A 24460-nucleotide genomic window follows, 5' to 3' on the forward strand; every position below is an offset into this window, starting at 1 on the left:
TTCCGATCGCTCACGTGGCTGATTTGGAACGGCGGCAGAGCCTGTCCAGCGTTTCCAGGAATTTCGAACGGTCGCGTGGGGAAAAGGCGGCGTTGTAGCCCTTGCTTTCGCCGGTCTCGCGCAGATGCGCCCCAAGGTCGCGCATGGCGCTCGCCATGCCGATATTGGTCTCGTCAAAGATGCGGCCGGTCGGACCGGTGACCAGCGCGCCCGATGCTACGCAGCGTACCGCCAGCGGCACGTCGGCGGTAATGACGATATCGGCGGGTCCGGCGCGCTCGGCGATCCAGTTGTCGGCGGCATCGAAACCGGCCGACACGATGACGTTGTGGACCATCGGATCACGAGAGGGGCGAAGGCCGGAATTGGCGACGAAGGTCACCTCGATGCCGTGGCGTTCAGCGACTTTCAGGACCTCCGGCTTGACCGGACAGGCATCGGCGTCGACGTAGATCATGGATGGATACTCAGGTCCAATCCGGCGACCTCCCGCACAATGGGAGGCAGCGTAGCCCGCCCCAGCGGGCTACGCGCAGGATATGCTTCAGGCGACGGCAGTGGTCTGGTCGTCGACTGCTGCGCCGGGTACGTTTTTCTTGATCGATTCTATGGCCGAAACGGCGGAAGCCTTGGCCGAATACCCTTCCGAAGAGAACATCGACTGGCCATTCGAAGCCTTGAAGCGAAAACGGTATTCCCCAGCCTTGTCCTGGTAGATTTCAAATTTGTACATCTTCTGCGTCCCTCACATTAAACGGAGTTAAATCCTAGATCTATTCGCAGTATCGGAGCGAGTTCCGGAACGTTTTGGAACTTCGCTCAGTAGATCACTACGCTGCGAATCGATTCGCCGCCATGCATCAGCTCAAAACCCTTGTTGATGTCCTCGAGCGGCATGGTGTGGGTGATCATCGGATCGATTTCGATCTTGCCCTCCATATACCAGTCGACGATCTTCGGAACGTCGGTGCGGCCGCGGGCGCCGCCGAAGGCCGTGCCCATCCAGGTGCGACCGGTGACGAGCTGGAAGGGACGGGTGGAGATTTCCTGGCCGGCGCCGGCAACGCCTATTACCACCGACTTGCCCCAGCCGCGATGCGAAGCTTCGAGCGCCTGGCGCATGACCCTGGTGTTGCCGGTGCAGTCGAACGTATAGTCGGCTCCGCCGATCTGGTCGGCGCCGCGCTTCGTCAGATTGACGAGGTAAGGAACGATGTCGCCGTCGACTTCCTTCGGATTGACGAAATGGGTCATGCCGAAGCGTTCGCCCCAGGCCTTCTTGTCGTTGTTCAGATCAACGCCGATGATCATGTCGGCGCCAGCCAGCCGCAAGCCCTGGATGACGTTCAAACCGATGCCGCCGAGGCCGAAGACGATGGCGGTGGCGCCGATCTCCACCTTGGCGGTGTTGATGACGGCGCCGATGCCCGTCGTCACGCCACAGCCTATGTAGCAGACCTTGTCGAAGGGGGCGTCCGGGTTGATCTTGGCGACCGCGATTTCCGGAAGGACCGTGTAATTCGCAAAGGTCGAGCAGCCCATATAGTGATGGATCTTGTCCTTGCCGATCGAGAAGCGCGAGGTGCCGTCGGGCATCAGCCCCTGGCCTTGGGTCGAACGGATGGCGGTGCAGAGATTGGTCTTGCGCGACAGGCACGACGGGCATTCGCGGCATTCCGGCGTATAAAGCGGAATGACGTGGTCGCCCTTCCTGACCGAGGTGACGCCGGGGCCGACGTCGACGACGATGCCGGCACCCTCATGGCCGAGGATCGCCGGGAAGAGGCCTTCCGGATCGGCGCCGGACAGGGTGAAATCATCGGTATGGCAGATGCCGGTCGCCTTCACCTCGATCAGCACTTCGCCGGCGCGGGGCCCCTCGAGCTGTACGGTCATGACTTCGAGCGGTTTGCCAGCCTGAACGGCGACGGCGGCGCGGACATCCATGATGTTCTCCCTTGAGGCTTTAAGATTCGGCGCGACCTTGGCACAGGCGAGGGGGCCGGCTCAAGCCGGAACGAGCCGTTCGCCGTCGTATTTCGGTGAGCGGATCAAGGACCGACCAGGGGCACGTGCGGCGAGGTCGTGCGCGGCGCCAGGCCGGTCAAGCGCGGATCGTCGAGCACTTCGACCATCAGGGCGTAGGGCGTGAACCCCGACCGCTGGTAGAACTGCATGGCGGCCGGGTGGTCGAGGTGACAGGTATGCACCCAGAAACGGCGGATCGGATGCGCCCAGGCCCTCTCGATCGCCCAGTTCATCAAGAAGCGACCGGCGCCCTTGCCGATCGCACCTGCGACGAGACCGAAGTAGACGAGTTCGCATTCGCCCTGCTGACGGAAATCCAGTTCCAGGAGGCCGATGCGGCGGCCGCCGTCGAGAAGCACGTAAATCTCGACCTGCGGGTTGTCGAGGACCGACGAAAGCTTGTCGTCGCTCATGACCAGCCGCGAGACCCACATCCAGTTCTCGCCGACCGCGCGGTACAGCGCGCGGTATTCGTCGGGAGCAGGAGACTGCCAGCGTTCCAGGGTGAGCGTGTCCGGCGCCGTAGCGGTTTTCCTGCGCGGCTTCTCGAACATTTCGAGGCAGGTCACGACGGTGGCGATCTTGCCCGGAGGGACCGCGGAATAGCCGGACGGCAATGTGGGGTTTTCGCTTTTCATGTAACCTTTTGAGCCGCTTGGCGGGTTGATGTCAATGGGCGGAGACGTCGATTGCAGGTGATATCAAACGTGGGTGATCAACCGAAAAGGCGGTCGCAGGCGTAGACGATACCGTGCGAATGGATGGCGACCGCCGCATAGAGGCCGAGCCCCGCCATCAGCCGCTCCCCCGGATGCATGGGGTCGAGGCTTTCGCGCGGCTTGGCGGACGAAATGCCCATCAGGCTCATCAGCGTGAAGACGGCAAGTGCCGCGATCAGGGCGGTCGACGACAGGCCGATCCGGTTACCGACCCAGAGCATCAGAAGCGTGATTCCGAAACTGCCGGCGACGAGCAGGCTGCGGGTCGGAAAGATCTGCCTCAGCACCCGGCCGCCGTCGAACTGGGACATCGGCAGGAGATTGAGGAGGTTGAAGGCCCCTAATATTAGCAGGAAGACCAGAGCCGGCTCACGCAGGGACGAGGACAATAGGTGGGTCGTCGAAAGGTCGTGGACGGAAATCACCACCGGTACGAGGAAGGCCGACATGCCTGCGCCCATGAGCGCGCATGTGGCGACTTCGAAGCGGCTGTTGTAGGGCCGACCGCCGATGGCGATGCCTCCGAGAAACGGCACGAAGATCATCCTGACCCGTTCATGCCCGAAGGCGCGATAGGCCGCCATGTGCCCGAGTTCATGCAGCACGATGACCAGGGTCAGGATTATGGAAATCGTCAGGCCCGCCGCTGTGAGCCCGAAAAAGGGCCAGAGCAGCAGCGTCGAGAGGAGCGCCAGGACGATCTGGACAACCGGATGTTCGATCATGCCGCCTGTTTTCGGCCGGCCGTTTTTCATCCAGGCAGTCAGCGACGAAAGCTCGCGGCGGATCATGAAATAGCGAAACAGGTAGACGGCGAAGCCGCGATAGTCGTCGGTCTGGGCGAGGGTGACCGTGGAGCCGCCGGGTGAAGGCGACACGGCACGGTATTCCTCGAAATTGCGCCAGAAGGAAATGTCGAGCGCGGTGTCGTCGACGACGCGTGCACGGCTCTCGTAGCTGAGCCGGGCACTATCGATAGTTTCCTCGACCCTGAAGACCCGCCGGATCGGCGCACCGTGGCGATCGGGATGGCTGTAGGCGATCTCTATCCCGCCGCGGCTCTTTTCCGTCCCTGAGGAGAGGATCGAAGGATTCCAGCTCGCTTCCTCGCCGCCGGGGTGAAAAGCGTGCCACAGGCGCTCAGGAGTGATGTCAAGCGTCCGGCGCAGCGCGATGGTACGGCGGCCGACGGGCGCGGCCATCAGCAGCCAGAGCAGACCGAGATTGATCGTCAGCAACAGGACGGCGGAGACAGTGGGCGTCATATCGACCTCGGAAGCCTGTCGGCTCGCCATCGGCCGATCATCAGGGACACTTTAAGCCGATTGATTTTCCAGGCGGTTTAGCCAACCGATAAAATGCGAACGAGCAGCCGTGCAAGGCGGCGCGGCCGGCGGTTCGTCAGGCCGCCACCTCTTGCGTCAGGCGATGCCCGGCATCGGTCACCAGCCAGGGACCCGACCGCAGCACTTCCTTCGGCCTTTCATATGTCGTCACCGCCGCGATGATCTCCCGCCAGGCGGGATGATGGGTCTTAGCATCGGCCAGTTCGTCGATCTCGCGCAGGACCCGCGCTTCGACCGGCGACAGCATCAGCCGGCCACGTTCTGTCGCTCCCCGCAGAACCCGCCAGATATAGGTGAGGTCAAAGGCGGTGATGCCAGGAGAGGCGGGGCGAGCGGCGTGGTAGGCACAGCGCGCGCCGGGCTCGAGCGCCAGGCGGATCTGGTCGAGCGCGAAGGCCGACAGACTTTCCGGTACCTCGGATGCCACTTCCATGGCATGCAGCAGCAGTTCGAGCTCCAGGGCCGAATGGACGGCGCCGTCGGCGGCGATCGTGCGCATCAGCCAACCGGCTTTCGCGTCGTCGATGCGTCCTAGCGGCTCCGTGCCGCGCACGAGATATGCTGTCAGGCTTTCGACGAAATAGGTCGACCATTCGGGAGTTTGTTCGGGACAGGAATCATTCAGCGCAAAAAGGGCGAGCGCGTCTTCGGAGGAGCAAATGCCATCCGGGAACGCGTATTTGCGCAGCATCAGAATATCGTCGGCCACAATCCGACCCTTCCCGGCGATGACACATGCAGGAAAAGAAAAGCGGAACCCGCTCATCTTCATTTCTCCGTTTCATCATGAAACTGAATGTGGCTGATAAATGAGAGAAGTTGAGAGGCAGAAAAGAAGCGCGGTTAACTGCCAGGAAACATCGCGGTCAGACAGTTTCCACCTGTTTCGATCTGGAACGTTCCCGCCAGATGATGAACAGGCCGGAGGCGACGATGACGGCGATGCCGAGCCATTTGGAGGCGGTCGGGAAATCACCGAACAGGGCGTAACCGAGCACGGTCGCCGAAATGATCTCGAAATACTGGAAGGGTGCAAGCAGCGAAAGCGGCGCCAGCCGGAAGGCGCGCACCACGAGCAGATGCATGTAGCCCGAGATCGAGCCGAGCAGCATCAGCAGGACGAGACCGAGCCAGGAGGCGGGGAGCGACGGCGTAAAATCCGCAGCCCCTGTGCTATCCCCGATGACCAGGGCCGCGGCCATGAACAAAGTTCCCCCGACGCCCGCCATCGTCTGCATGAGGAGCGGCGAATCGGCTTCGCCGATCGCCCGGTTGAGAAAGAGGTAGAGCGTGAAGAGGAAGGCGCAGGCGACCGGCAGAAGCGCCGTCCAGCCGAAGATCGCATAGCTCGGCTGGATGACAATCATCGCGCCACTGAAACCGACCACGATCGCCAGCCACCGCCGCCAGCCGACCTTTTCCCGCAAGAAGATCGCCGACATCATGGTGAGCATGAAGGGTTCGACGAAATAGATGGCGAAGACATCGGCGAGGGGCATGTATTTGACCGCCGCGAAGAACATTAGGCTGGCCGCCGCGTGCAGCACCCCGCGCAGCAGGTTCATCCAGGGGCGTTTCGGCCGGAAGATGGCAGCCCCGGTGAAGACGGCGAGCGGCAGGATGCAGACCAGCTGAAAGAAGAACCGGTAGAATGTTACCTGAGCGGGCGACATCGCCTCGAAGGTCGCCATGTATTTGGCGATGGCATCCATCAGCGGCAGGATGACCATGCAGGTGGCCATGATGGCCATGCCCTTCAGCGGATTTTCAGGTGTGGAAGAGGGCATGCCCGGCACTTTCGAGGAACCGGGTTCTTCAACCACAGCGAGCGGCAATGTTCAAGTCGGGATCAGATCACGGTGGTCTCGGAAACGGTGGCCCCGAAAATTTCCTCGAAGGCTTCACGCAGCCGCATGTCCACATCCGCCATCATCACCGGAAGGCCGAGATCGACGAGGCTGGTCACCCCATAGGCACTGATGCCGCAGGGTACGATGCCGGTGAAATGCGAGAGGTCAGGCTCGACATTGAGGGAGAGGCCGTGGAAGCTGACCCAGCGGCGCAGCCGTATGCCGAGAGCCGCAATCTTGTCCTCCGCCATCGAACCGTCCGGCAGAAGGGGTTTTTCCGGCCGGCGCACCCAGACGCCGACGCGATCCTCGCGCCGCTCGCCGCGCACGTTCATCATGTCGAGGGTACGGATTATCAGTTCCTCGAGGGCCGCAACATAGGCGCGCACGTCCTGGCGACGGCGTTTGAGGTCGAGCATCACGTAGGCGACGCGCTGGCCGGGACCATGATAGGTGTATTCGCCGCCGCGGCCTGTGGAAAACACCGGAAACCGGTCCGGCTCGATCAGGTCGGCGGCATCGGCGCTGGTGCCGGCAGTATAGAGCGGCGGGTGTTCGAGCAGCCAGACGAGCTCGTTTGCGTGGCCATCGGCGATTGCCGCCACCTCGCGCTCCATCTCGGCCACCGCCTCCTTGTAGGGGACTAGCCCATCGGAGATTCGCCAGCGCGCCGGCGGCGAGCCTGTTTGCGGCAGCATGGACAGATTGAGGTCGGTGCGTGTGAGCATGGAAAATCTTCTGGCAAAAACAAAAGGGTGCGGCAAGGGCCTGGTTTCGGCCCGGTTTATATAGGCATTCACACTTGCAATTTTTATCCTTCAAAAATCTGTCACGGCGCACTTGTGCACCCCAAATGCTTTTGCTACATGCAGCCCCGCCGGCGCAAGTCGGCATCTACCACGATGCGGTCGTGGCGGAATTGGTAGACGCGCAGCGTTGAGGTCGCTGTGTCGCAAGACGTGGAAGTTCGAGTCTTCTCGACCGCACCAAAATAAAAACCCGCTTCGGCGGGTTTTTTGTTGCCCGGATGAAATAGCATCCGAGAGATTGGGGCTATCCGCCGCTCGATGACAAAACATCGAGCTATATCGCGGATGCGATCCTGAAATTCCTCGCCTATCTATGGGTTCGCTCCAAGTTCGTATGTGCAAGGGAAGGACAAGCCCATGGTCGAACTGAAAATCAAGACGCGGCCGATCGGCGCGACGGCTGTGCTCGGGCGCCTCGGTCACCCGCGGGTGACGAGTGAGACGGGTGGTCAGGTGGAAGTGGTGACGGGCGCTTCCGAGCCGGGGTTCAACCCGCTCGACCTGATGTTTTCATCGCTTGCCGCCTGCCTAGTGCTCAGCGGTCGAATCGCCGCAAGCAAGCTCGGCATCCTCGAAAGGCTGAGCGAGGTGAGGGTGCATGTGAGCGGCGAAAAGGCCCATGAAGGCCCATCCCGGCTCACCCGGTTCATCGTGGATTTCCGTATTGAAGGGGATTTCGACGACGAGCAGAAGAAGCAGATCGCCCATGTGGCCGAGGAAATCTGCACCGTCAGCAATACGCTGAAAGGTTATCCGGAGATTTCCCTGACAATCGATTAGTCGTCGTCAGGAATGTGGCTGTCGACGCCTTCGAGGCGAAGGTTGTTGACCAGTTGGCGGACGCCGGCGACACGCTGGATCCTGCGGACGATCTTGCGCGAGGTCGCCGCATCGTCGACGGCGCCTTCGAGCGTGACGGTGCCGTCCTCGACATGCACGTCGATCGACGCCATGTCGATCATGTCCAGCTCCTCAATCGCGTCGGTGATCCGCTCTTCGAGATCGTCGGCCTCCTCGATACCCTTGGTGCCGGGGCGAATGCTGTCGACCAGGCGCTCTTCCGACCCGTCCCGCTCGACGTTGTCCACCTGATAGCCGCGATTGCGGTTGGTATCGAAATTGGCCTTGGGATCGCCATAGGCGGCGTTGTCGACGGGGCGCGCGCCGGCCGCATCGTCGTAGGGCCAGCCTTCGTCGATATTTCGGTCGTCGTAGTCGCGGAAATCTTCCTCGCGGGAAATGTCGTCAGCTTTTTTCTTGCCTGGCACTGCAGTCTCCTGTCATTCCCACATGGACCCGGCGCACCCCCTCCTGAAAGGCCGGCGCGCCGGGTATTTCGGCTCAGTGGCTCGTGGATGCGCCGTTCCTTTGACCCGTGAGGGTCAGGTGGCTTTCGACATCATGTACGCCATCCACGGTTTCCGCGCTCAACACCGCCTTGCGGGCGGAGAACACGGTATCGACAGAACCCTCGAGGATAACCTTGGTTCCCTCGGCATGTGGTTCGATCGTCGACGAATCGACGTCCGGCAGTGCAGCCAGGCGCTCGGATACTTTTCGCTCGAGCTCGGCTGCGGTCTTGTCTGCTGTCGCATTCATGGTCGTAGATCCTCGCTGGACTTGCGACCTGACAACGGGCGAACGCGAATTTGGTTCGGCCGCGTTTTTATTTTCCCTTGTCCCATTTGCGCAGCAGCCGGTCACGCTTCAGGCGGGACAGCCGTTTCAGCCAGAAGGTGCCATCGAGCTGGTCGATCTCGTGCTGCATACAGATGGAATAGAAGCCTTCGGCGTCCTCCTCACGGACGGTACCGGTGAGGTCCTGGTAGCGGAACCGGATCCTTTTCGGCCGCTCGACCTCGTCATTGGCGCCGGGCATGGAGACGCTGCCCTCCGTATGACGCATCAACTCGTCCGAGGAGACCAGGATTTCCGGGTTGGCGTAGAAGCGCGGGCCGCTTTCCCTCGACAGTTCCAGCACCACGAGCCGGGTGAAGACGCCGACATGCGCGGCGGTGATGCCGACGCCGGGTGCCGCCCGCATCGTATCGAGGAGATCATGGGCCAGCGCCGTCAGGGCGGCATCGAAGGCGGTAACCGGTTCGCAAGGCCTGGAGAGGCCCGGATCGGGATATTTCAGGATGGTTCGGATGGCCAATTTCGAACTCCTTTTTCTGCCTTTCGGGCTGACTTCCCGGTTTTTCCGCATCGTTTCACCATGCGCTCTGGACCCGGAACGGCATTTGTTCTAGCAGGAAAACCGGCGGCATAAGCAATAGCGCCGGATGCAGCTATCCAGTTGTTGACAATATGTTTTTTGCCGCCATTCTCCTTTTGTCGAAGACCAGCAGCGAGGGCGGCAGATGAGCGATATCGGCGAAGACTACCGCCTGCGCACAAAAACCGACGATGCCGGTGACGACATCTATTCCGAGGACGGCGCGATCCGCGCCGACTTCCTGGCGATGGTCGGCGCTGCAATCGCCGACCGCGACACGCTTTTCCTGCGCAGCCATGTGGCGCGGCTGCACGAATCGGAACTCGGCGATCTGCTCGAGGCGATCCTGCCCGACCAGCGCCATGCGCTTGTGCGACTGCTCGGCGACGATTTCGACCTCACCGCACTCACCGAGGTCGACGAAAATATCCGAATGGAGATCGTCGACCAGATGCCGAACGCGCAGATCGCGGCGGCGATCGGCGAACTCGATTCGGACGATGCGGTCTACATTCTCGAAGACCTCGACCACGAGGACCGGGAAGAGATTCTGGCGCAACTGCCGTTCACCGAGCGGGTGAGGCTACGCCGCGCGCTCGATTATCCCGAACAGTCGGCCGGCCGCCGCATGCAGACGGAATTCGTCGCCGTGCCGCCGTTCTGGACCGTCGGCCAGACGATCGACTACATGCGCGACGAGGAGGACCTGCCGGAGAGCTTTACCCAGATCTTCGTCATCGACCCGACCTTCAAGCTGCTCGGCGTGCTCGACCTCGACCGCATCCTGCGCGCCAAGCGGCAGGTGAAGATCGAGACGATCATGCGGGAGACGAACTATCCGATCCCAGCCGACATGGACCAGGAAGAGGCAGCCCAGCTTTTCGAGCAATACGACCTGCTCTCGGCTGCCGTCGTCGACGACAACGGCCGCCTCGTCGGGGTGCTCACCATCGACGACGTGGTCGACGTCATCCAGGAGGAGGCGGAAGAGGACATCATGCGCCTCTCCGGCGTCGGCGACGAAGAACTGTCCGACTCGGTCCGGGAAACCTCGCGGTCGCGGGTGCCGTGGCTGCTGGTCAACCTGTTCACCGCCTTCATTTCGGCGTCCGTGATCTCGCTTTTCGAAGCAACCATCGAACAGGTGGTGGCGCTCGCCATCCTGATGCCGATCGTCGCCGGCATGGGCGGCAATGCCGGTTCGCAGACGATGACGGTGACGGTGCGGGCGCTTGCGACCCGCAATCTCGACATCCACAATGCCTGGCGCGTCGCTCGACGCGAGGCGGGCGTCGGCCTGATCAACGGCGTGGTGATCGGCTGTCTCGTCGGCATGGTGGCCGGCCTTTGGTTCCACGACGTCCATATCGGCGGGTTGATCGCTACCGCCATGCTGATCAACATGTTTGCGGCGGCCATGGCCGGCATCACGATCCCGCTGCTTCTCGACCGGGCCGGGGCTGACCCGGCGGTATCGTCGGCGGTGTTCGTGACCGCGATTACCGACACGACCGGCTTCTTCTCGTTCCTCGGCCTCGCGACCTGGTGGTTCATGCTCCCTTGAGCCCAAAAAATTGACTGTTACGTAAAAGTCAATTAGTTTGGCTGACGAGTAGCAGGACATGATCGTGAACAAGTATTATAGCATTACGGAGCTGACGCGTGAATTCGGGGTATCGACCCGCACGCTGCGCTTCTACGAGGATGAGGGTCTCATCCACCCCGAACGCCGGGGTCGTACGCGGCTTTTCCGGGCAACGGATCGCCGGCTGATCCAGGAAATCCTGCGCGGCCGCCGGATCGGCTTCACGATCGCCGAGATTCGCGAAATCATCCAGGTCTACAAGGAGCCGCCGGGAGAGCTGGGGCAGCTCAAGCTGTTGATGACGCGCCTCGACGAGAAGCGCAACGACCTGCGCCAGAAGCGCAAAGATATCGACGACACGCTGAGCGAACTCGACAATGTCGAGGAAGCCTGCCTGACCCGACTTGCCGAAATCGGCGTCGGCACCTGATCGTCAAAGCGACCGCTATTGCGCCTCGATCGAGCATTGTTCGGCGAGCGACTGCACCCGCTCGTCCTGCGGGGCGATGGCGCCGGACTGCAGCGGCGTCATCAGCGACTGCGCGATCAGCTTATCGGCGGTGCAGCCGCAGAACTTCTGGCAGAGGCCGGCGTCGTTGCCCTGGCCCGTACAGCCCGCCTCGCAGCTTCTGACGTAGCCGACCCGCGGGTCCGGTGGCGGGGCCGGATGCACCAGCGAAAAGAGATAGACGAGCGCGATCAGCACCGGCTGGTGGACGAGATAGACGATCAGGCTGTTGCGACCGGCCTTCGAGAGAAGGTTCTGCCGCGTCTGGACCGCTGCGAGCTTCGGAAGCCAGTTTTTCGATAGCGCCAGCCGCCCGACCGCCACCCCGGCCAGAAGTGCTGCGATCCAGGGAAACAGCGGCACATAGTCGTTCGAACGCGGCGGGATTTCTGCAAAACCGAGCCAGCTCAGGTACCGGGCGTTGAATAAAGCCCAGTCCAACGCGCCGGGGAAAAGACTGTAGTCGACGATCATAGCTGCCGCGACGAGGACGACGACGGCACCCGTCAGCAACGGCGGCAGACGCAGGAAGGCGAGACCGATCAGGCTCGACAGCGCGATATTGTGCAGGATGCCGAAATAGATCCATTCGCCCGGAAAGGCGATCAGGGTCGCGATGCTGATCACGACCGCGGCACCTGCGACCATCGCAAAACGCTTCCAGAAGGGCTCCCAGCGGATCTTCGGGAAATGCGCGAGGACGAGGCTGACGCCCGCCAGGAACAGGAACGAGCTGGCGATCGAGCGGGCATAGACCTTGAAGAGCCCTTGAGTCGCCGTGCCGGGATCGACATAGCCGAAAAACTCGAGATCCCAGGTGAAGTGATAGGTCGCCATGGCGATGAGGGCGACGCCGCGCAGCGTATCGATCAGCGTGATGCGGGGTCTGCGCGGGGCGAGATTTTCGGTTTCGGCAACGGTCACTGCTTATCTTTCCGGATCAGATCTCAGGGCGTCCCACGGTCCATGATCGCCAGCCGGGCCTCGGAAAAATACTGGCGGCGGGTGAGCACGACAATGACGACGACGGTCATCGCGATGAACATATAGGGCCCGATGAACCAGCCGAGATAGCCGATCGACAAAAACAGCGCGCGCAGGCCGGAATTGAAGTGGCCGGCCGCGATCGTGTTCATCCGCACCACCTGATCGGCCGCCCGCTCGGCCGCCGCCCGGTCGGCGTGGGTGTCGTGCATCATCGGCAGGGCGCCAAAGAGAATGGTGCAGTAGTTGAACAGCCGGTAGGACCAGCCGAACTTGAAGAAGGAATAGCCGAACAGGAAGGTCAGGCCGGCGACCTTGAGTTCAAAGGCGGTGCGGCCGCCGTAAGCGACGAAGGGCAGGTCGCGGAAGACCGCTTCCACCTGTTCGGTGGCGCCGAGCAGCGCAAAACAGCCGCCGATCGCAAAGATGGACGTCGAGGCGAAAAAGGCGGTGCCATTCTGCAGACCCGCCAAGATCTGGGTGTCGATCATCTTCAGGTCGCGGCGGAGCGAGTTATAGATCCAGTCCTTCCGCCGTTCCGCCATCGCCCGGTTCAGGCTGGCGCGTGGAAACAGCCGTGAGCCGGCCCCGGCGGTCACCCAGGAATAAAGGGCCCAAAGCGCGGCAAAGAGGGCAAGCGCAACATAATCAGCGTTCGTCATAGGCCTCACCGTCGGAATCGGTCTTGCTCCGTCCCGTCATGCTTTGTTTCGGTTTCGGCGGCAAGCCTCCTGCATCGGCAACGGAACTATTGGGGCCGGGCAGGCGTTGCAAACATGAGCGGCCTGGGATTCCGCCACGTTTCCGCCATTTTCGCATTGCGCAGGCGGCGGGATTTTAATAAACCATTAGCCATGACGACCCGGAGCGGACGTTTATCAATGCGGCAAGAACCTGGAGACGACATGGAAGATACCGTTCAGAAGTCCTGCTGGGGCGTGACCTTCAAGGCGCTGGTGGGATTTGCAGGTGCCTTGGCTCTCGCGTACCTCTTCGGCGCTATCTGACCATCTCAATGAAATTCCGGAATTTCGGTCCTCGGCGTGGTATTCGTACCGCGCCGTTTCTATTTAAAGGCCATGTCGCGGCCGGCTCACCGAATGTCGGGCAATCGCCAAGGCATGGCGGCACTCTGACATAGGTTTGGCTGACATAGACTTGGCCATCCTCGTATCACCGCACGGATTCTCATGTTCCTGTCCGTTTTCGACGTTTTCAAGATTGGTATCGGTCCGTCGAGCTCCCATACGATGGGACCGATGTCCGCCGCCAACCGATTCCTGGAGCTTATCCTGTCCAACGACTGGCCGCGGCCGACCGGGGCACATGTCGCGGCGCTGAAGGTGAGCCTGCACGGGTCCCTGGCGTTCACCGGGATCGGTCACGGAACGGGCAGGGCGGTGATATTGGGCTTGGTCGGCGAGGAGCCGCACGCCGTCGATCCCGACAGGATGGACGAGATCATCGGCGAAGTGGAACGCAGCGGCCGCGTCACGCCGCCCGGCCATCCGGCTTACGAATTCCAGCCGAGGACCGACCTGATCTTCGACAAGAAGCAGCCGCTGCCCGGCCATGCCAACGGCATGAGTTTCTCCGCCTTCGACCGTGACGGCCGGCTTCTCCTGAAACGGATCTACTATTCGATCGGCGGCGGTTTCGTGGTGACCGATACCGAGCTGGAGGCCATGCGTGCCTCCAAGAAATCAGCAGGCGATGCGCGCATTCCCTATCCCTTCGCCTCCGCCCGGCAGATGCTCGACATGGCGCGCGATTCGGGCCTGAGGATCGCCCAGATGAAGCGCGCCAACGAAGAAACCAAGATGAGCTCGGCCGAACTCGATGCCGGTCTCGACCGCATCTGGGAGGCGATGTCGAGCTGTATCGACCGCGGCCTCAAGGTCGACGGGATCATGCCCGGCGGGCTGAAGGTGAAGCGTCGGGCGAAGGCGATCCACGACAAGCTGAACGAGGAATGGCGCAGCAACCGGCTGAACCCGCTGCTCGCCAACGACTGGCTGAGTGTCTATGCCATGGCCGTCAACGAGGAGAATGCGGGCGGCGGACGGGTGGTCACGGCACCGACCAACGGCGCGGCGGGAGTCATTCCGGCGACGGTGCGCTATTACCTGCATTTCCACGACGATGCGACCCAGGCCGACGTCCACAACTTCCTGCTGACGGCGGCCGCAATCGGCGGCATCATCAAGCACAATGCCTCGATCTCAGGCGCCGAAGTCGGCTGTCAGGGCGAAGTGGGCTCGGCTGCCGCCATGGCCGCGGCAGGGCTTGCGGCCGTCATGGGCGGCTCGCCGGAGCAGATCGAGAATGCCGCCGAGATCGCGCTGGAACACCATCTCGGCATGACCTGCGACCCGATCGCCGGTCTCGTGCAGGTGCCCTGCATCGAGCGCAATGCGCTCGGGGCCGTCAAGGCGGTCACGGCCGCCTCGCTCGCCATCAAGGGAGACGGGACGCATTTCGTGCCGCTCGACGCCTGTATCGAGACGATGCGCCAGACCGGCAACGACATGAGCGAGAAATACAAGGAGACGTCCACGGGCGGCCTTGCGGTCAACGTCGTCGAGTGCTGAACCGTCCCCGCTGTGGAGTGAACCGAGCAAACGCTTGACCTCACGTCCGGATGGGTCTTCAACCAAACCATGGCTCTACATCTCATCAAACTCTGCGTCGGCGCCGATTCGATCCAGGATCTCCAGGACTGGGTCGCCGAGCGGTCGCTCAATGCGATGGCTGCCGGCCTCGAGCCGCACAGCATCCATACGACACGCATGGCGCCGAAGCGCATGGAGGAACTGCTTGACGACGGATCGCTCTACTGGGTGATCAAAGGGCAGGTGATGGCGCGGCAGAAACTGCTCGATATCCGCACGGTTACCGGCGGCGACGGCATCCAGCGCTGCGAGCTGGTGCTTGGCCCCGAGGTGATCGAAACCGCATCGCAGCCGAAACGGCCTTTCCAGGGATGGCGGTATCTGAAAAGTGAAGAAGCGCCGCGCGACCTCGGCAAACTGGGCGAGGACGTGGCGGCGCTTCCGGAAGATCTGCGGCGGGAACTCGCCGAGCTCGGACTTCTTTAGCGGCTGATCTTTCGATCAGCGAAGCCTGATGCGAACTGGTGCACGGCCGGCGCGGATGCCGATATGCAGGTGGACATTGGCTTCCGGCTGGGAATGCCGCCAGGCGCGGGCACCGTGGCTGAGCAGCATCGAGACCAGGTCGCGGGTCTTTTCCTTGGAGCGGTTCAAGCCGAGACCGGCAAGCCGCATGGCCGCCTCGTGAAGCGGGTTGAGGGCGACGCCCTTCGCTTTGGACTTCTGCGCCGGCTTGAAGGCCAATTCTGCGCTGTTTTCATTCATTGCCATCGGAAACCCCGTCTACTCGTTACTCTCGAGATCCCTCCGCGCCGAAAACCCGGCGCGGGTATTTCCTTGATCGCCGGCGGCGACGCTCACTGAAGCGACGCCCAGCAGCTGATGCCCTTCTTCTTCAACACGTTGCAGGCATCGATGGCCGTCTTCTGGTCGTCGAAGCCGCCGAAGCGGGCGCGGTAGATCTGTTCGCCATTGTTGCTGAAGGCGACAGTGAAGGGTTTGGCGGAACGCAATACCTTGCCGCCTTTATCCTGCGCATTCTGCAGGAGATCCTGTGCTTGTTTCTGGTTCGGCGAGGCGCCGATCTGAATGACCCAGCCGTTCGCCGCCATCGACGCCTCGGAGGAGGGCTTTGCGGATGCCACAGAGACGGAGGCCTTGGTGGAAGCGGTCGTCACTTCATCGACGGCAGAGCGGCCGGTCCGATGCGCGACGGCCACCTCGGTCTTGGCCGGCATGTATTCTGGAGCCGGCGTCGGGACGGCGGAGGCGCCGGCCATCGCCGAGTTCATCGCCTGGGTGATGACTTTCTTCTGTTCCGGTTCCGCGGCATAGGCCGATGCGGCGGGAGCCATGGCTGCGGCCTGCTGCTCGGCATAACGGGCGCCCGGCAGCGGACCGCTCGGCGGCAGGTCGAGCGCAGCCATCTGGCGTGCATCGGACTGGGACGCGGCAACCGGCGAAGCGGACCTGACCGGAACAGAAGGAGCGGGCGCAACCGGGGCAGCCGGGGCCACCTGGGCGATCAGGTTGTTATTGCCGCCGCGAGATGCCTCCGGAAGATATTCCGCGACCAGCTTGCGCATCGTTGCGTCACGGGCAGCACTGGAGCGGCCACCGAGCACGACGGCGACGATCGAACGTCCATCGAGCTGCGCCGAGGTTGCAAGATTGCTGCCGGCGGCGCGGGTGTAGCCGGTCTTGATGCCGTCGACGCCCTTGACGTTGCCAACCAGGCGATTGTGATTGCCGATCGTCTGCTTGCCGAAATTGAAGCTGCGGATCGCGAAGTAGCCGTAATATTGCGGGAAGTGCTGGCGCAACGCCATGCCGAGACGCGCCTGATCGCGTGCCGTCGTCATCTGCGCGGTATTCGGCAGGCCGTTGGCGTTGCGATAGGTGGTACGGGTCATGCCGAGCGCACGCGCCTTGCCGGTCATCAACGATGCAAAGCGCTCTTCGGAGCCGCCGATGAATTCACCGAGAGCGGTGGCGATGTCGTTGGCGGAGCGGGTGACGAGTGCGCGGATGGCCTGATCGACCGAGACCGAACCGCCGGCGCGAACGCCGAGCTTGGAGGGCGGCTCGGATGCGGCATGAGCAGAGACCGGGACTTGCGTGTCGAGACTGATCCGGCCGGCTTCAAGCGCTTCGAAAGTCAGGTAGAGCGTCATCATCTTGGTGAGCGACGCGGGGTAACGCAGGCCATCCGGATCCTCGGAATAGAGAACCTTGCCAGTCTTGGCGTCGACTACGATACCGGCATATTTCGGACCGGCGGCAGCCGGCGTCGAAAACATCGAAATCGCCACAGCCAATGTGAAGAGAAATCCGAGGAAACGTCCCGGAACCGTCGCATCACCCTTTGAAGGGAATGCAGAGAACATTTTTTTCGACACTGCCGCACTCATCGCTTGCATCACATTAGTCATATCCGGACGCACCCCCGCCACGACCGTTACCCGTCAATCTAGGGGATTAGCGTTACCAAGAGGTTTATGATGAACAGCAGCTTGCTTCGATAGACTGCATTTTAGACATCAACTTGGGGGCTTGGACCCGACCCGTCCGCGGCGGCTTATTTCGCCAACCGGTTTTCGACAAAGAGGCGAACTGCGGCATCAATATGTTGCCAATCCCTCAAAAGCGCACTGGAGAAGCGATAAAGTATCGTCAGGTCCTGTCCGATGTGGATATCCCGCTGGCAGTCGCCGCTGGTCGCCCTCTCTCCGGCAGCCGGCAGCACGCAGCGCACGACGTAGTCCGGCGCACCGGCGACCCGCCCCGTCAGGACGATTTCGCTGCCGTAGCCCGAATCGGCGCGCAGCCGGTGAAGCGTCAATCCGAAGGCCGCCTGTTGCGGCGCGCCCTCGAACAGTTTGGAGTATATCGGCTCCAGCCGCCCTGACATGTCGCGAGACATGGTGCTCTGGGATAATTGTAGGAAAATCAACGAGGAAGACTGGCCGACATCATCGAAGCGAGACCGCAGGCCGGCGCTGTAACCTTCGAGCTCCGGCCATGTGAGATAGAGGTCGACGCGCTCGGTGATACCGGCCCGGCGCTGGTCGCGGAAGCGGATAGTGTTGGCCGGAAGCTCGAGCTTGTCCTGGCCGATCCGGATCAGGAATTCTTCGGTACTGTCGGTATGGCCGGCAAGCGCGATACGCTGGCCGAACCAATGACCACTGATGCTGATCGCCGCCGTCAACAGAGCAAGGACGGCGATGACGACAGTCAGCCGATAGACGAAGCGATTTGAGAGGAGCGGTGTTTCTTCTGCAGCCGAGAGGTTACGGGCCGGACCTGCCATGACGTGCGCTCCATGTTCTCATTCGAGAGGGGATTCGCCAGCGCCGGAACGGGACAGGAATACGGGAAGAGGCCAGGCGATTTGGTCGCAGTCTGGATCGTTATGATTAACGCTTCGTAAAGCAAATCGAATCCGGGACAGTTCGGGCGATCGCCTGCAGAGGTGCGATCACGCCCATTGACCGCGACTCGGGTCGCCGCGGTCTCCCGCCCGTAGGAGAGGTGGGATTACTGGCCGACCGAGCCGACGGCGGTGGCGCGACCGTCCTGCAGCTTGACCCAGCGGGCGGGATCGTCGTTCGCCTGGCGCTTCAGGAAGGTGTATTCGGTATCCGACCAGACCATGACCTTGTTGCGCATGTTGTCGAGCACGAAGTCGCCGCGATCTGTGCGGACCGTCAGGACCGCGTGACCTTCGCCATTCGGCTGCAGGACGACGGTAATCAGCAGGTCGGACGGCGAAAAGCCCCTCGCGATCAGCATCTTCCGCTTCAGAAGCACGAAGTCTTCGCAGTCGCCGACGGTGCGGGGATAGGCCCAGCGCTCTTCGACACCGTAGATGTCCTGATCGGTCATCGGCGTAATCGAGGAATTGACCGTGTAGTTGACGTCCAGAAGCGTGCGCCACTTGTCTTCGGTCAGCGCCAGCGGGCCGGCGTCCTTGTAGGTCGCGGCGCATTCGCTGACATAGGTCTTGCAAAACTCATAGTGGCCGAGCGGCGGATTGGCCTGGCCGAGAACGCGCACGGAGCCGGCCGGCATGCCGAACGAATTTCCGGCGGTAAAGAGTGCGACGGCGGCGGTGATGGCGGCGAGGCCTAGTCCCTTGCTGTACTTCATTTTTATGTCTCCCCGTTGTGGGAAGAACACTGCCAGACAGGGTTTGATCGACCGGAAAATCTCGTAGTAAAATCAATATCTTATTTGAATTCAATTCGTCTAAAACATAGCTCAAATGCATCTCGAACTTTCATAAAATTCGAGACAAATTTGCTATTGGTTTTCGTAAAATGCGCCCTGCCGACAACGGCCGGCATTGCCGCTTTCCTACTATCCAACTGTAATTCCAGCACTTCTTGCGAAGGGCTGGAGCAGCCGCCGGAGCGTCGGGAACCCGGAAATGGCGGCGGTTGGTTGTGTTAGAGCAGGAGAGGAAAGGGCGGAGTGAGGGTGCACCGCAGTCGAATCGGGCTCGCCGAGGTCGATTCCCAGCCTCAAAAAAAGTGCCGAAAGAGGACATTTTTTTGAAAGAAAGCCCGTTTCGGCACAAGCCGCCGGCTTTTCCCGGTCTGTCCAGCAACGAAACGGGACGGCTGGCGGAGGCGGACAACAAAAAAGCGCCCCGAACGGGACGCTTCCGGATTGCGGAGGCAGGAACGCTTTTAGAGGAATTCGGTCAGCGTTTCGCGCGACTGGATCGAATTGAACTCGATCGCCACGCCTTCCATGAAGTGGCGCACGACGCGCCCGCGCATGTTGCCGAGCCGGACGGGTGTGCCGAGCGCCGGGCGGATATCGATATCGACGGCCGCGCCGGACAGCGAAAGGTCCACGATGCGGCAGGCATAACGCCGGCCGTCGTCGAGCGTGATCTCCGTGCGGGTAATGCGCGGCGCCAGGCGATCATGGCGGCGATCTTCCGGCAGGCCGAGTTCATGCTTGTTGGCGATCCAGGTCAGCTGGGCGGCCAGTTTCTCGCGCTTCCGGTCCGTCGCGTTGATCGACATCACGAAGCCGGTATCCGACACACTGACGACCATGCCTTCCAGCCGGCCGATATGCTCTAGATAGGCAATCACGCGTTCGCCGACGAGGGGACGACCGACGCAGGCAAAACTGACGTCGCCCGGCGACATGTCTACGACGTTGCAGGGAAATTCCTCATGCGTCGCCAGCATCAGCCGTCCTGGAATATTGACGGACACGCGCTGGAAGGAACGCTGTGCGGGAACGCTGGGTGTAGATGGAGTATGAGCCGGCTGAAATGAATACATTTGAGAGAGCTTTTCTCTTCTAAGTCTATCGTTAAGAGTATTAGCGCGCCTCGGTTAACAGAAGGTTTTGGAAGGCGCCGCCGCTGCTATCTGCCGCGACCGGCATTCGCTCTCATGAGGGAGGGCGGTCGGACGGAAGCCGAGCTGGCGGGTTGCGGAAAATCCCGCGATCGCCCGTGACCGGCACGCCGAAATGCGAACCGCTGCCGGTCAGGAACGTCCAGTTCTCGAGCGTCAGGAACGTGGCCGGCGTTGCCGTTACGGGATAGGGAGAGAGCCGGGGCACGAGGGCGCCGAAAATGCGGTCGCTCGCCACCGTCTCCACCGATCGGATTGGCAGAAGCAACATCTCATAGGCATGGCGGATGTGGCCATTAGAGGCGAGAACGTCCAGAAGCGCCGGCTGTTGCGAATGAATGACGTTGTGAGCGATTTCCACCGGCTGCCGGTGGTCGGTTTTCGGCCAGACATCCGCAAAAGCCTGGCCCCGGAATTCACGGTCGAACAGGTCGCAGATGCGGGTACCGGCCAGGCGGAATGCCAGCGTGCCGGAGGGGTCCATGGCGGCCATGAAAAGATGCGGGAGAAGATGACGCAAGGCGGCTGGATCGATCTCGGTCTTGAGGGGAACTGCCCCGTCGTGCTTGAGATTGATCCAGTAGTCGAAGATCGCCCGGCTGGCCTGGTTGCGCATTCATCTTACCTGTTACATTTCGAGACAGATCGCGCTTCATGCGCGACTGGTCCTTCTCAAGCAGCGAAATCCATGCCACGGCAAAGCGATCATGGTTAACGGTCGATGATCTGCCGATGCGCTGGCGTGACTGTGATCCCGGTGTGCTTTCATTTGAACGGCCGCTCCTATATGGCTGTCGGCCATTCCGCCGGGGAATGAGAAGACAGAAGGGGCTGGCATGAACGACGGGCCGGATATGGCAAACGAGCAGCCCGAGGCGGACGACGACGCTGAGCGCTCGCAGCCGATTTTCAATCTTCCCCGCAGCCTTGTCGTGACGCTGGCTCTGCTTGCGGTCATCTACATCGTGCAGGACTATGTGCTGGACGAGGATACGCGCGCCTATATGGTCGTCAATCTGGCGTTCACGCCGTTGCGTTACGTCTATCCGCTCGGCGAGCAGGGCTTTGCATGGGCGTGGACGCCGGTCACCTACTCGCTTCTGCACGGCGGCATCGAACACATCCTCTTCAACGCGCTTTGGCTGATGGCCTTCGGGGCGCCGGTGGTGCGGCGGATCGGCACCCTGCGCTACGTGATCTTCTGGATCCTCTCGGCGGTGGCCGCCGCCTTCTTCCACGCCGCGCTCAACTGGGGCAACGAGACGCTGCTGATCGGCGCGTCGGGGGTCGTCTCGGCGCTGATGGGGGCCGCCTGCCGTTTCGCCTTCCCAGAACGTCGGGGCTATGACCGAACCCACGGCCATCTCTATCCGCGCCAGTCGATCCTCGGCTCCTTCCGCAACCGCACCGTGGTGATCTTCACTGCCATGTGGTTTGCCGGCAACCTGTTGATCGCCTTCGGGGTGACGCTGTTCGGGGCGGATATGGGACCGATCGCCTGGGATGCGCATATCGGCGGCTTCCTGTTCGGCTTCCTGCTGTTCGGGTTTTTCGATCCCTTGCCACGCCGCGTCATGCCGCTCGCGCGTCCTTGATCTCTTTCTTGATCTCTTTCCCGCCTCGCTCTACACTTCCCCATACGTGCAGGGACGGTTCCTCCACCCGGGCGCTTTGCTTTTCGGGAACGGACGATGTCCAAGCCGAACTGGTTGCGAGGAGAGAGCCATGGCAATAATCGTCAAGAACATGCTGGATGCAAAGGGGCGTGACGTGGTGACCGTCGGTCCCGACAAAACGCTGCTTGAAGTCGCCGGGATCCTCAACGACAAGAAGATCGGTGCCGTCGTGGTGATCGGCATGGAAGGCCGCATCGCCGGCATCTTCACGGAACGCGACCTGGTGCGTGCCGTCGCCGGGAAGGGCGCCGCCGTGCTCGATCAACCGGTCAAGTCGGCAATGACCACTTCGGTGCAGCGCTGCAAGGACGAAACGACCGTCGATGAACTGATGGGTATGATGAGCTCGGGCCGTTTCCGCCACGTGCCCGTCGAGCAGGACGGCAAGCTCGCCGGCATCATCTCGATCGGCGACGTGGTAAAGTCGCGCATCCGCGAAATCGAACTGGAGGCCGAACACATCAAGGCCTATATCGCCGGCTGATTGTGCCAAGCCTCGCCGAAAGGCGAGGCTTTTTAAATAAGTGGCGATGGCTGCCCGCTCAGCGAGCGAAAACTTCCTGCATGCGCTTCAGCGCCGAGATCTGCGCCATCGTCTCCGTATAGCCCCGGTCGATCGCTTCGCCGGCGCGGTGGAATTCCGACAGTCCGATATCGGCAAGCCGCGGATGCAGCGCCAGGTCCGGCGGATCGCCGGCAAGCCGAGCCCGCGAGATACGCTCCTGGATGATGTTGAAGGCCTGCACCATGGTGCCCGTCAGGCCGACACGGATGTCCTCGGGTTTCTTGCGCCCGTCGTCGATCGGCTGGACGCTGGCATTGTGCTTGACGACAGCCGACCGGCCGAAAATCTCGTAGTTCAGGTTGACGGCGACCACGAGCGGCTGCTCATAGGCGCGGCATACGGAGGTCGGCACCGGATTGACGAGCGCGCCATCCACGAGCGTGCGGTTGTTGCATTTCACCGGTTCGAAAATGCCCGGCAGGGCGTAGGAAGCGCGAAGCCCGGTGATCAGCGAGCCGCTGGAGATCCACACTTCATGGCCGGTGTGAAGTTCGGTCGCAACCGAAACGAAGGGGCGGTCGAGCTCCTCGATCGACAGGCCTTCGAGATGTTCCTGCATCCGCTTCGTCAGGCGCATGCCGCCGAGAAGGCCGCCGCCGCCGATCGTCAGATCGAGCAGGCCGGCGATGCGGCGCATGGTAAGTGACCTGGCAAAGGTTTCGAGTTCGTCGAGCTTGCCGGCAAGATAACATCCGCCGACCAGGGCGCCGATCGAGGTGCCGGCGATCATGCCGACTTCGATCCCGGCTTCGTCAAGCGCCCTGAGCACGCCGATATGCGCCCAGCCGCGCGCAGCACCGCCGCCGAGGGCGAGGGCAAGCTTTGCTTTTTTTGGGGATTCGAGGAGGGGAGGAGGGGTAGGTTCGAGGATCTTCGTTTCGCCGCCGTCGGCAGGTGCCGCTTGCGGATCGTGACGGTTCCAACTCCAGTTCAGCATCGATAAACGCCCTCCACAGCTGAACAAACCCCGGTCCGTCGATTAACGCACCAACAGATTTCGAAATCGTTTATTCAGTCGAGACATGCCGAAAAACGAGGCAGATCCCTAAATGGTTCCTTGATCCGAATAAACGACAGCTGGGTCAAAATGACGCTGATCGTCGGTGATTTCAAGAACCGCCCTACCATCACTTTGGGTAACAGTCCGATAGAAACAGGAGCGGCGTCCCGTGTGGCATGTGGCGTCGTGCCCGCCGACCGAGACCTTGAGCCAGACGGCGTCCTGATCGCAGTCGGTGCGCAGTTCATGAACCGTCTGGAGATTGCCGGAGGACTCGCCCTTCTTCCAGATCTTTGCCCGCGAGCGGCTGTAATAGTGGGCGATGCCGGTCTCGACAGTAAGCGCCAGCGCCTGCGCATCCATATGCGCGACCATCAGCAGCTCGCCGTCACGGATATCGGTGACGACGGCGGTGACGAGACCGTTCTGATCGAAGCGGGGCGTGAAGGCGCCAGCGCCTTCGAGTTCCGTCTTGTCGGCGGAAGGCTGGTCGAAAGAAAGCGACATCGGGAAACTCCGCCCGGAAACCGCGCCTTAGCGGTTGCGGGCCAGCGTGAAGAAACGGGCCTGTTCTGCAGCGTTCGCCTTGAACTCGCCGGTAAACGTCGTCGTCATCGTATGCGAGCCCTGCTTCTGCACGCCGCGCATTTCCATGCACAGATGCTCGGCCTCGATCATTATGGCGACGCCGCGCGGCTTTAACGTTTCCTCGATCGCGTTGGCAATCTGCGCCGTCAGGTTTTCCTGGGTCTGCAGGCGACGGCCGAAGATCTCGACGACGCGGGCGATCTTCGAGAGCCCGAGGACGCGACCGTTCGGCAGGTAGGCGACATGCGCCTTGCCGATGATCGGCAGCATGTGGTGTTCGCAATGGGAGAAGAACGGGATGTCGCGCACCAGCACGATATCGTCATAACCCGAGACTTCCTCGAAAGTGCGGCCGAGCACGTCCTCCGGCGACTGTTCGTAACCGGCAAATAGTTCGCGGTAGGAGGCGGCGACGCGCTTCGGGGTCTCGAGCAGGCCTTCGCGAGCCGCATCGTCACCTGCCCAGCGCAGCAGAACGCGCACCGCTTCTTCGGCTTCCTGCTGCGAGGGCCGGACCTGCTTCTCTTTCGAGGCCGGGAAATTCTTTACAATGGCATCCATCTATCGTCTCCTGATGCGGTTCAAGGC

Annotated in this window: 30 protein-coding genes and 1 tRNA gene; 9 read left to right on the top strand and 22 right to left on the bottom strand. The window is 61.8% G+C overall.

Features of this window, described 5'->3' with window-relative positions; genetic code table 11:
- Positions 1 to 10: 10 nt before the first annotated feature.
- The 8 genes from C5L10_RS15020 to lipB form a co-directional block, all read right to left on the bottom strand.
- Positions 11 to 457 carry a YaiI/YqxD family protein gene (locus tag C5L10_RS15020; RefSeq protein ID WP_105430331.1) on the bottom strand — a complete coding sequence of 149 codons (447 nt, stop codon included), beginning with the start codon at positions 455 to 457 and terminating at the stop codon, positions 11 to 13.
- A gap of 87 nt (positions 458 to 544) precedes the next feature.
- On the bottom strand, positions 545 to 733 hold the full coding sequence (locus tag C5L10_RS15025) for a YegP family protein (protein WP_046636214.1): 189 nt from the start codon (positions 731 to 733) through the stop codon (positions 545 to 547).
- 86 nt (positions 734 to 819) lie between these two features.
- Complete coding sequence (locus tag C5L10_RS15030) at positions 820 to 1947, bottom strand: S-(hydroxymethyl)glutathione dehydrogenase/class III alcohol dehydrogenase (RefSeq protein WP_046611292.1); 1128 nt, start codon at positions 1945 to 1947, stop codon at positions 820 to 822.
- Positions 1948 to 2051: 104 nt separating this feature from the next.
- Positions 2052 to 2666: a GNAT family N-acetyltransferase gene (locus tag C5L10_RS15035; RefSeq protein ID WP_105430332.1), complete on the bottom strand. Its 615-nt coding sequence runs from the start codon at positions 2664 to 2666 to the stop codon at positions 2052 to 2054.
- Positions 2667 to 2743: 77 nt separating this feature from the next.
- Positions 2744 to 4012 (bottom strand): hypothetical protein, encoded by a 1269-nt coding sequence (locus tag C5L10_RS15040; RefSeq protein ID WP_105430408.1) that lies wholly within the window; start codon positions 4010 to 4012, stop codon positions 2744 to 2746.
- Positions 4013 to 4148: 136 nt separating this feature from the next.
- Positions 4149 to 4802: a hypothetical protein gene (locus C5L10_RS15045; RefSeq protein WP_172717042.1), complete on the bottom strand. Its 654-nt coding sequence runs from the start codon at positions 4800 to 4802 to the stop codon at positions 4149 to 4151.
- Between the two features lie 157 nt (positions 4803 to 4959).
- Positions 4960 to 5880 (bottom strand): DMT family transporter, encoded by a 921-nt coding sequence (locus C5L10_RS15050; protein ID WP_105430334.1) that lies wholly within the window; start codon positions 5878 to 5880, stop codon positions 4960 to 4962.
- Between the two features lie 62 nt (positions 5881 to 5942).
- Entirely contained in the window at positions 5943 to 6671 is a 729-nt protein-coding gene (gene lipB, locus C5L10_RS15055; protein WP_105430335.1) for a lipoyl(octanoyl) transferase LipB, read from the bottom strand.
- A gap of 176 nt (positions 6672 to 6847) precedes the next feature.
- Between lipB and C5L10_RS15060 the strand changes: the two genes are divergently transcribed.
- Both C5L10_RS15060 and C5L10_RS15065 read left to right on the top strand, forming a co-directional pair.
- Positions 6848 to 6932, top strand: a tRNA-Leu gene (locus tag C5L10_RS15060).
- Positions 6933 to 7109: 177 nt separating this feature from the next.
- Positions 7110 to 7532 carry an OsmC family protein gene (locus tag C5L10_RS15065; RefSeq protein WP_105430336.1) on the top strand — a complete coding sequence of 141 codons (423 nt, stop codon included), beginning with the start codon at positions 7110 to 7112 and terminating at the stop codon, positions 7530 to 7532.
- On the opposite strand, the gene C5L10_RS15070 is transcribed toward C5L10_RS15065, so the two are convergent.
- The 3 genes from C5L10_RS15070 to C5L10_RS15080 form a co-directional block, all read right to left on the bottom strand.
- Positions 7529 to 8020 (bottom strand): BON domain-containing protein, encoded by a 492-nt coding sequence (locus C5L10_RS15070; RefSeq protein ID WP_046666929.1) that lies wholly within the window; start codon positions 8018 to 8020, stop codon positions 7529 to 7531. The two genes, C5L10_RS15065 and C5L10_RS15070, sit on opposite strands and share 4 nt — an antisense overlap.
- A gap of 73 nt (positions 8021 to 8093) precedes the next feature.
- Positions 8094 to 8351, bottom strand: a complete 258-nt coding sequence (locus C5L10_RS15075) for a BON domain-containing protein (protein WP_052754717.1) — start codon at positions 8349 to 8351, stop codon at positions 8094 to 8096.
- A gap of 67 nt (positions 8352 to 8418) precedes the next feature.
- Entirely contained in the window at positions 8419 to 8910 is a 492-nt protein-coding gene (locus tag C5L10_RS15080; RefSeq protein ID WP_105430337.1) for a peptide deformylase, read from the bottom strand.
- Positions 8911 to 9115: 205 nt separating this feature from the next.
- Here C5L10_RS15080 and mgtE point away from each other — a divergent pair, with 205 nt between their 5' ends.
- The gene (mgtE, locus tag C5L10_RS15085; protein ID WP_105430338.1) at positions 9116 to 10534 is read left to right on the top strand and encodes a magnesium transporter; all 1419 of its coding nucleotides are present in this window, start codon (positions 9116 to 9118) and stop codon (positions 10532 to 10534) included.
- A gap of 58 nt (positions 10535 to 10592) precedes the next feature.
- Positions 10593 to 10985, top strand: a complete 393-nt coding sequence (locus tag C5L10_RS15090) for a MerR family DNA-binding transcriptional regulator (protein ID WP_037082306.1) — start codon at positions 10593 to 10595, stop codon at positions 10983 to 10985.
- Between the two features lie 15 nt (positions 10986 to 11000).
- Here C5L10_RS15090 and C5L10_RS15095 read toward each other — a convergent pair whose 3' ends face one another.
- Complete coding sequence (locus C5L10_RS15095; protein ID WP_105430339.1) at positions 11001 to 11987, bottom strand: DUF1624 domain-containing protein; 987 nt, start codon at positions 11985 to 11987, stop codon at positions 11001 to 11003.
- 23 nt (positions 11988 to 12010) lie between these two features.
- Positions 12011 to 12709, bottom strand: a complete 699-nt coding sequence (locus tag C5L10_RS15100) for a DUF599 domain-containing protein (RefSeq protein ID WP_046636193.1) — start codon at positions 12707 to 12709, stop codon at positions 12011 to 12013.
- Positions 12710 to 12823: 114 nt separating this feature from the next.
- Between C5L10_RS15100 and C5L10_RS33675 the strand changes: the two genes are divergently transcribed.
- The 3 genes from C5L10_RS33675 to C5L10_RS15110 all read left to right on the top strand — a co-directional run bounded on the left by C5L10_RS33675 (position 12824) and on the right by C5L10_RS15110 (position 15145).
- Positions 12824 to 13054, top strand: coding sequence for a hypothetical protein (locus C5L10_RS33675; protein WP_172717030.1), 231 nt, complete (start codon positions 12824 to 12826; stop codon positions 13052 to 13054).
- Positions 13055 to 13237: 183 nt separating this feature from the next.
- Complete coding sequence (locus C5L10_RS15105) at positions 13238 to 14638, top strand: L-serine ammonia-lyase (RefSeq protein WP_105430340.1); 1401 nt, start codon at positions 13238 to 13240, stop codon at positions 14636 to 14638.
- Between the two features lie 69 nt (positions 14639 to 14707).
- Entirely contained in the window at positions 14708 to 15145 is a 438-nt protein-coding gene (locus tag C5L10_RS15110) for a DUF1489 family protein (RefSeq protein ID WP_105430341.1), read from the top strand.
- Positions 15146 to 15160: 15 nt separating this feature from the next.
- On the opposite strand, the gene C5L10_RS15115 is transcribed toward C5L10_RS15110, so the two are convergent.
- From C5L10_RS15115 to C5L10_RS15140, 6 genes are all read right to left on the bottom strand, one after another.
- Positions 15161 to 15430 (bottom strand): hypothetical protein, encoded by a 270-nt coding sequence (locus C5L10_RS15115; protein ID WP_105430342.1) that lies wholly within the window; start codon positions 15428 to 15430, stop codon positions 15161 to 15163.
- Positions 15431 to 15516: 86 nt separating this feature from the next.
- Positions 15517 to 16959 carry a D-alanyl-D-alanine carboxypeptidase gene (locus tag C5L10_RS15120; RefSeq protein ID WP_245448007.1) on the bottom strand — a complete coding sequence of 481 codons (1443 nt, stop codon included), beginning with the start codon at positions 16957 to 16959 and terminating at the stop codon, positions 15517 to 15519.
- A gap of 278 nt (positions 16960 to 17237) precedes the next feature.
- Positions 17238 to 17972: a hypothetical protein gene (locus C5L10_RS15125; protein WP_105430344.1), complete on the bottom strand. Its 735-nt coding sequence runs from the start codon at positions 17970 to 17972 to the stop codon at positions 17238 to 17240.
- A gap of 227 nt (positions 17973 to 18199) precedes the next feature.
- Positions 18200 to 18811 carry a transglutaminase-like cysteine peptidase gene (locus C5L10_RS15130; protein WP_105430345.1) on the bottom strand — a complete coding sequence of 204 codons (612 nt, stop codon included), beginning with the start codon at positions 18809 to 18811 and terminating at the stop codon, positions 18200 to 18202.
- Positions 18812 to 19353: 542 nt separating this feature from the next.
- Positions 19354 to 19965, bottom strand: a complete 612-nt coding sequence (locus tag C5L10_RS15135; protein ID WP_046666919.1) for a PilZ domain-containing protein — start codon at positions 19963 to 19965, stop codon at positions 19354 to 19356.
- A gap of 112 nt (positions 19966 to 20077) precedes the next feature.
- Positions 20078 to 20659: a PAS domain-containing protein gene (locus tag C5L10_RS15140; protein ID WP_105430346.1), complete on the bottom strand. Its 582-nt coding sequence runs from the start codon at positions 20657 to 20659 to the stop codon at positions 20078 to 20080.
- A 220-nt stretch (positions 20660 to 20879) separates the two neighbouring features.
- Here C5L10_RS15140 and C5L10_RS15145 point away from each other — a divergent pair, with 220 nt between their 5' ends.
- Together C5L10_RS15145 and C5L10_RS15150 are read left to right on the top strand one after the other, a co-directional pair.
- Positions 20880 to 21638 (top strand): rhomboid family intramembrane serine protease, encoded by a 759-nt coding sequence (locus C5L10_RS15145; protein WP_105430347.1) that lies wholly within the window; start codon positions 20880 to 20882, stop codon positions 21636 to 21638.
- A gap of 130 nt (positions 21639 to 21768) precedes the next feature.
- The gene (locus C5L10_RS15150) at positions 21769 to 22203 is read left to right on the top strand and encodes a CBS domain-containing protein (RefSeq protein ID WP_105430348.1); all 435 of its coding nucleotides are present in this window, start codon (positions 21769 to 21771) and stop codon (positions 22201 to 22203) included.
- 58 nt (positions 22204 to 22261) lie between these two features.
- Here the strand turns inward: C5L10_RS15150 and C5L10_RS15155 are convergent, their stop codons facing one another.
- The 3 genes from C5L10_RS15155 to folE all read right to left on the bottom strand — a co-directional run bounded on the left by C5L10_RS15155 (position 22262) and on the right by folE (position 24433).
- Positions 22262 to 23221: a patatin-like phospholipase family protein gene (locus tag C5L10_RS15155; protein WP_105430349.1), complete on the bottom strand. Its 960-nt coding sequence runs from the start codon at positions 23219 to 23221 to the stop codon at positions 22262 to 22264.
- A gap of 108 nt (positions 23222 to 23329) precedes the next feature.
- A complete protein-coding gene (gene hisI, locus C5L10_RS15160) occupies positions 23330 to 23791 on the bottom strand; it encodes a phosphoribosyl-AMP cyclohydrolase (protein WP_105430350.1) in 462 nt (153 codons plus the stop codon).
- Positions 23792 to 23818: 27 nt separating this feature from the next.
- Positions 23819 to 24433, bottom strand: a complete 615-nt coding sequence (gene folE, locus C5L10_RS15165; protein ID WP_105430351.1) for a GTP cyclohydrolase I FolE — start codon at positions 24431 to 24433, stop codon at positions 23819 to 23821.
- Between the last annotated feature and the right edge of the window lie 27 nt (positions 24434 to 24460).

It is taken from the genome of Neorhizobium sp. T6_25 (assembly GCF_002968555.1).
Lineage (GTDB): Bacteria > Pseudomonadota > Alphaproteobacteria > Rhizobiales > Rhizobiaceae > Neorhizobium.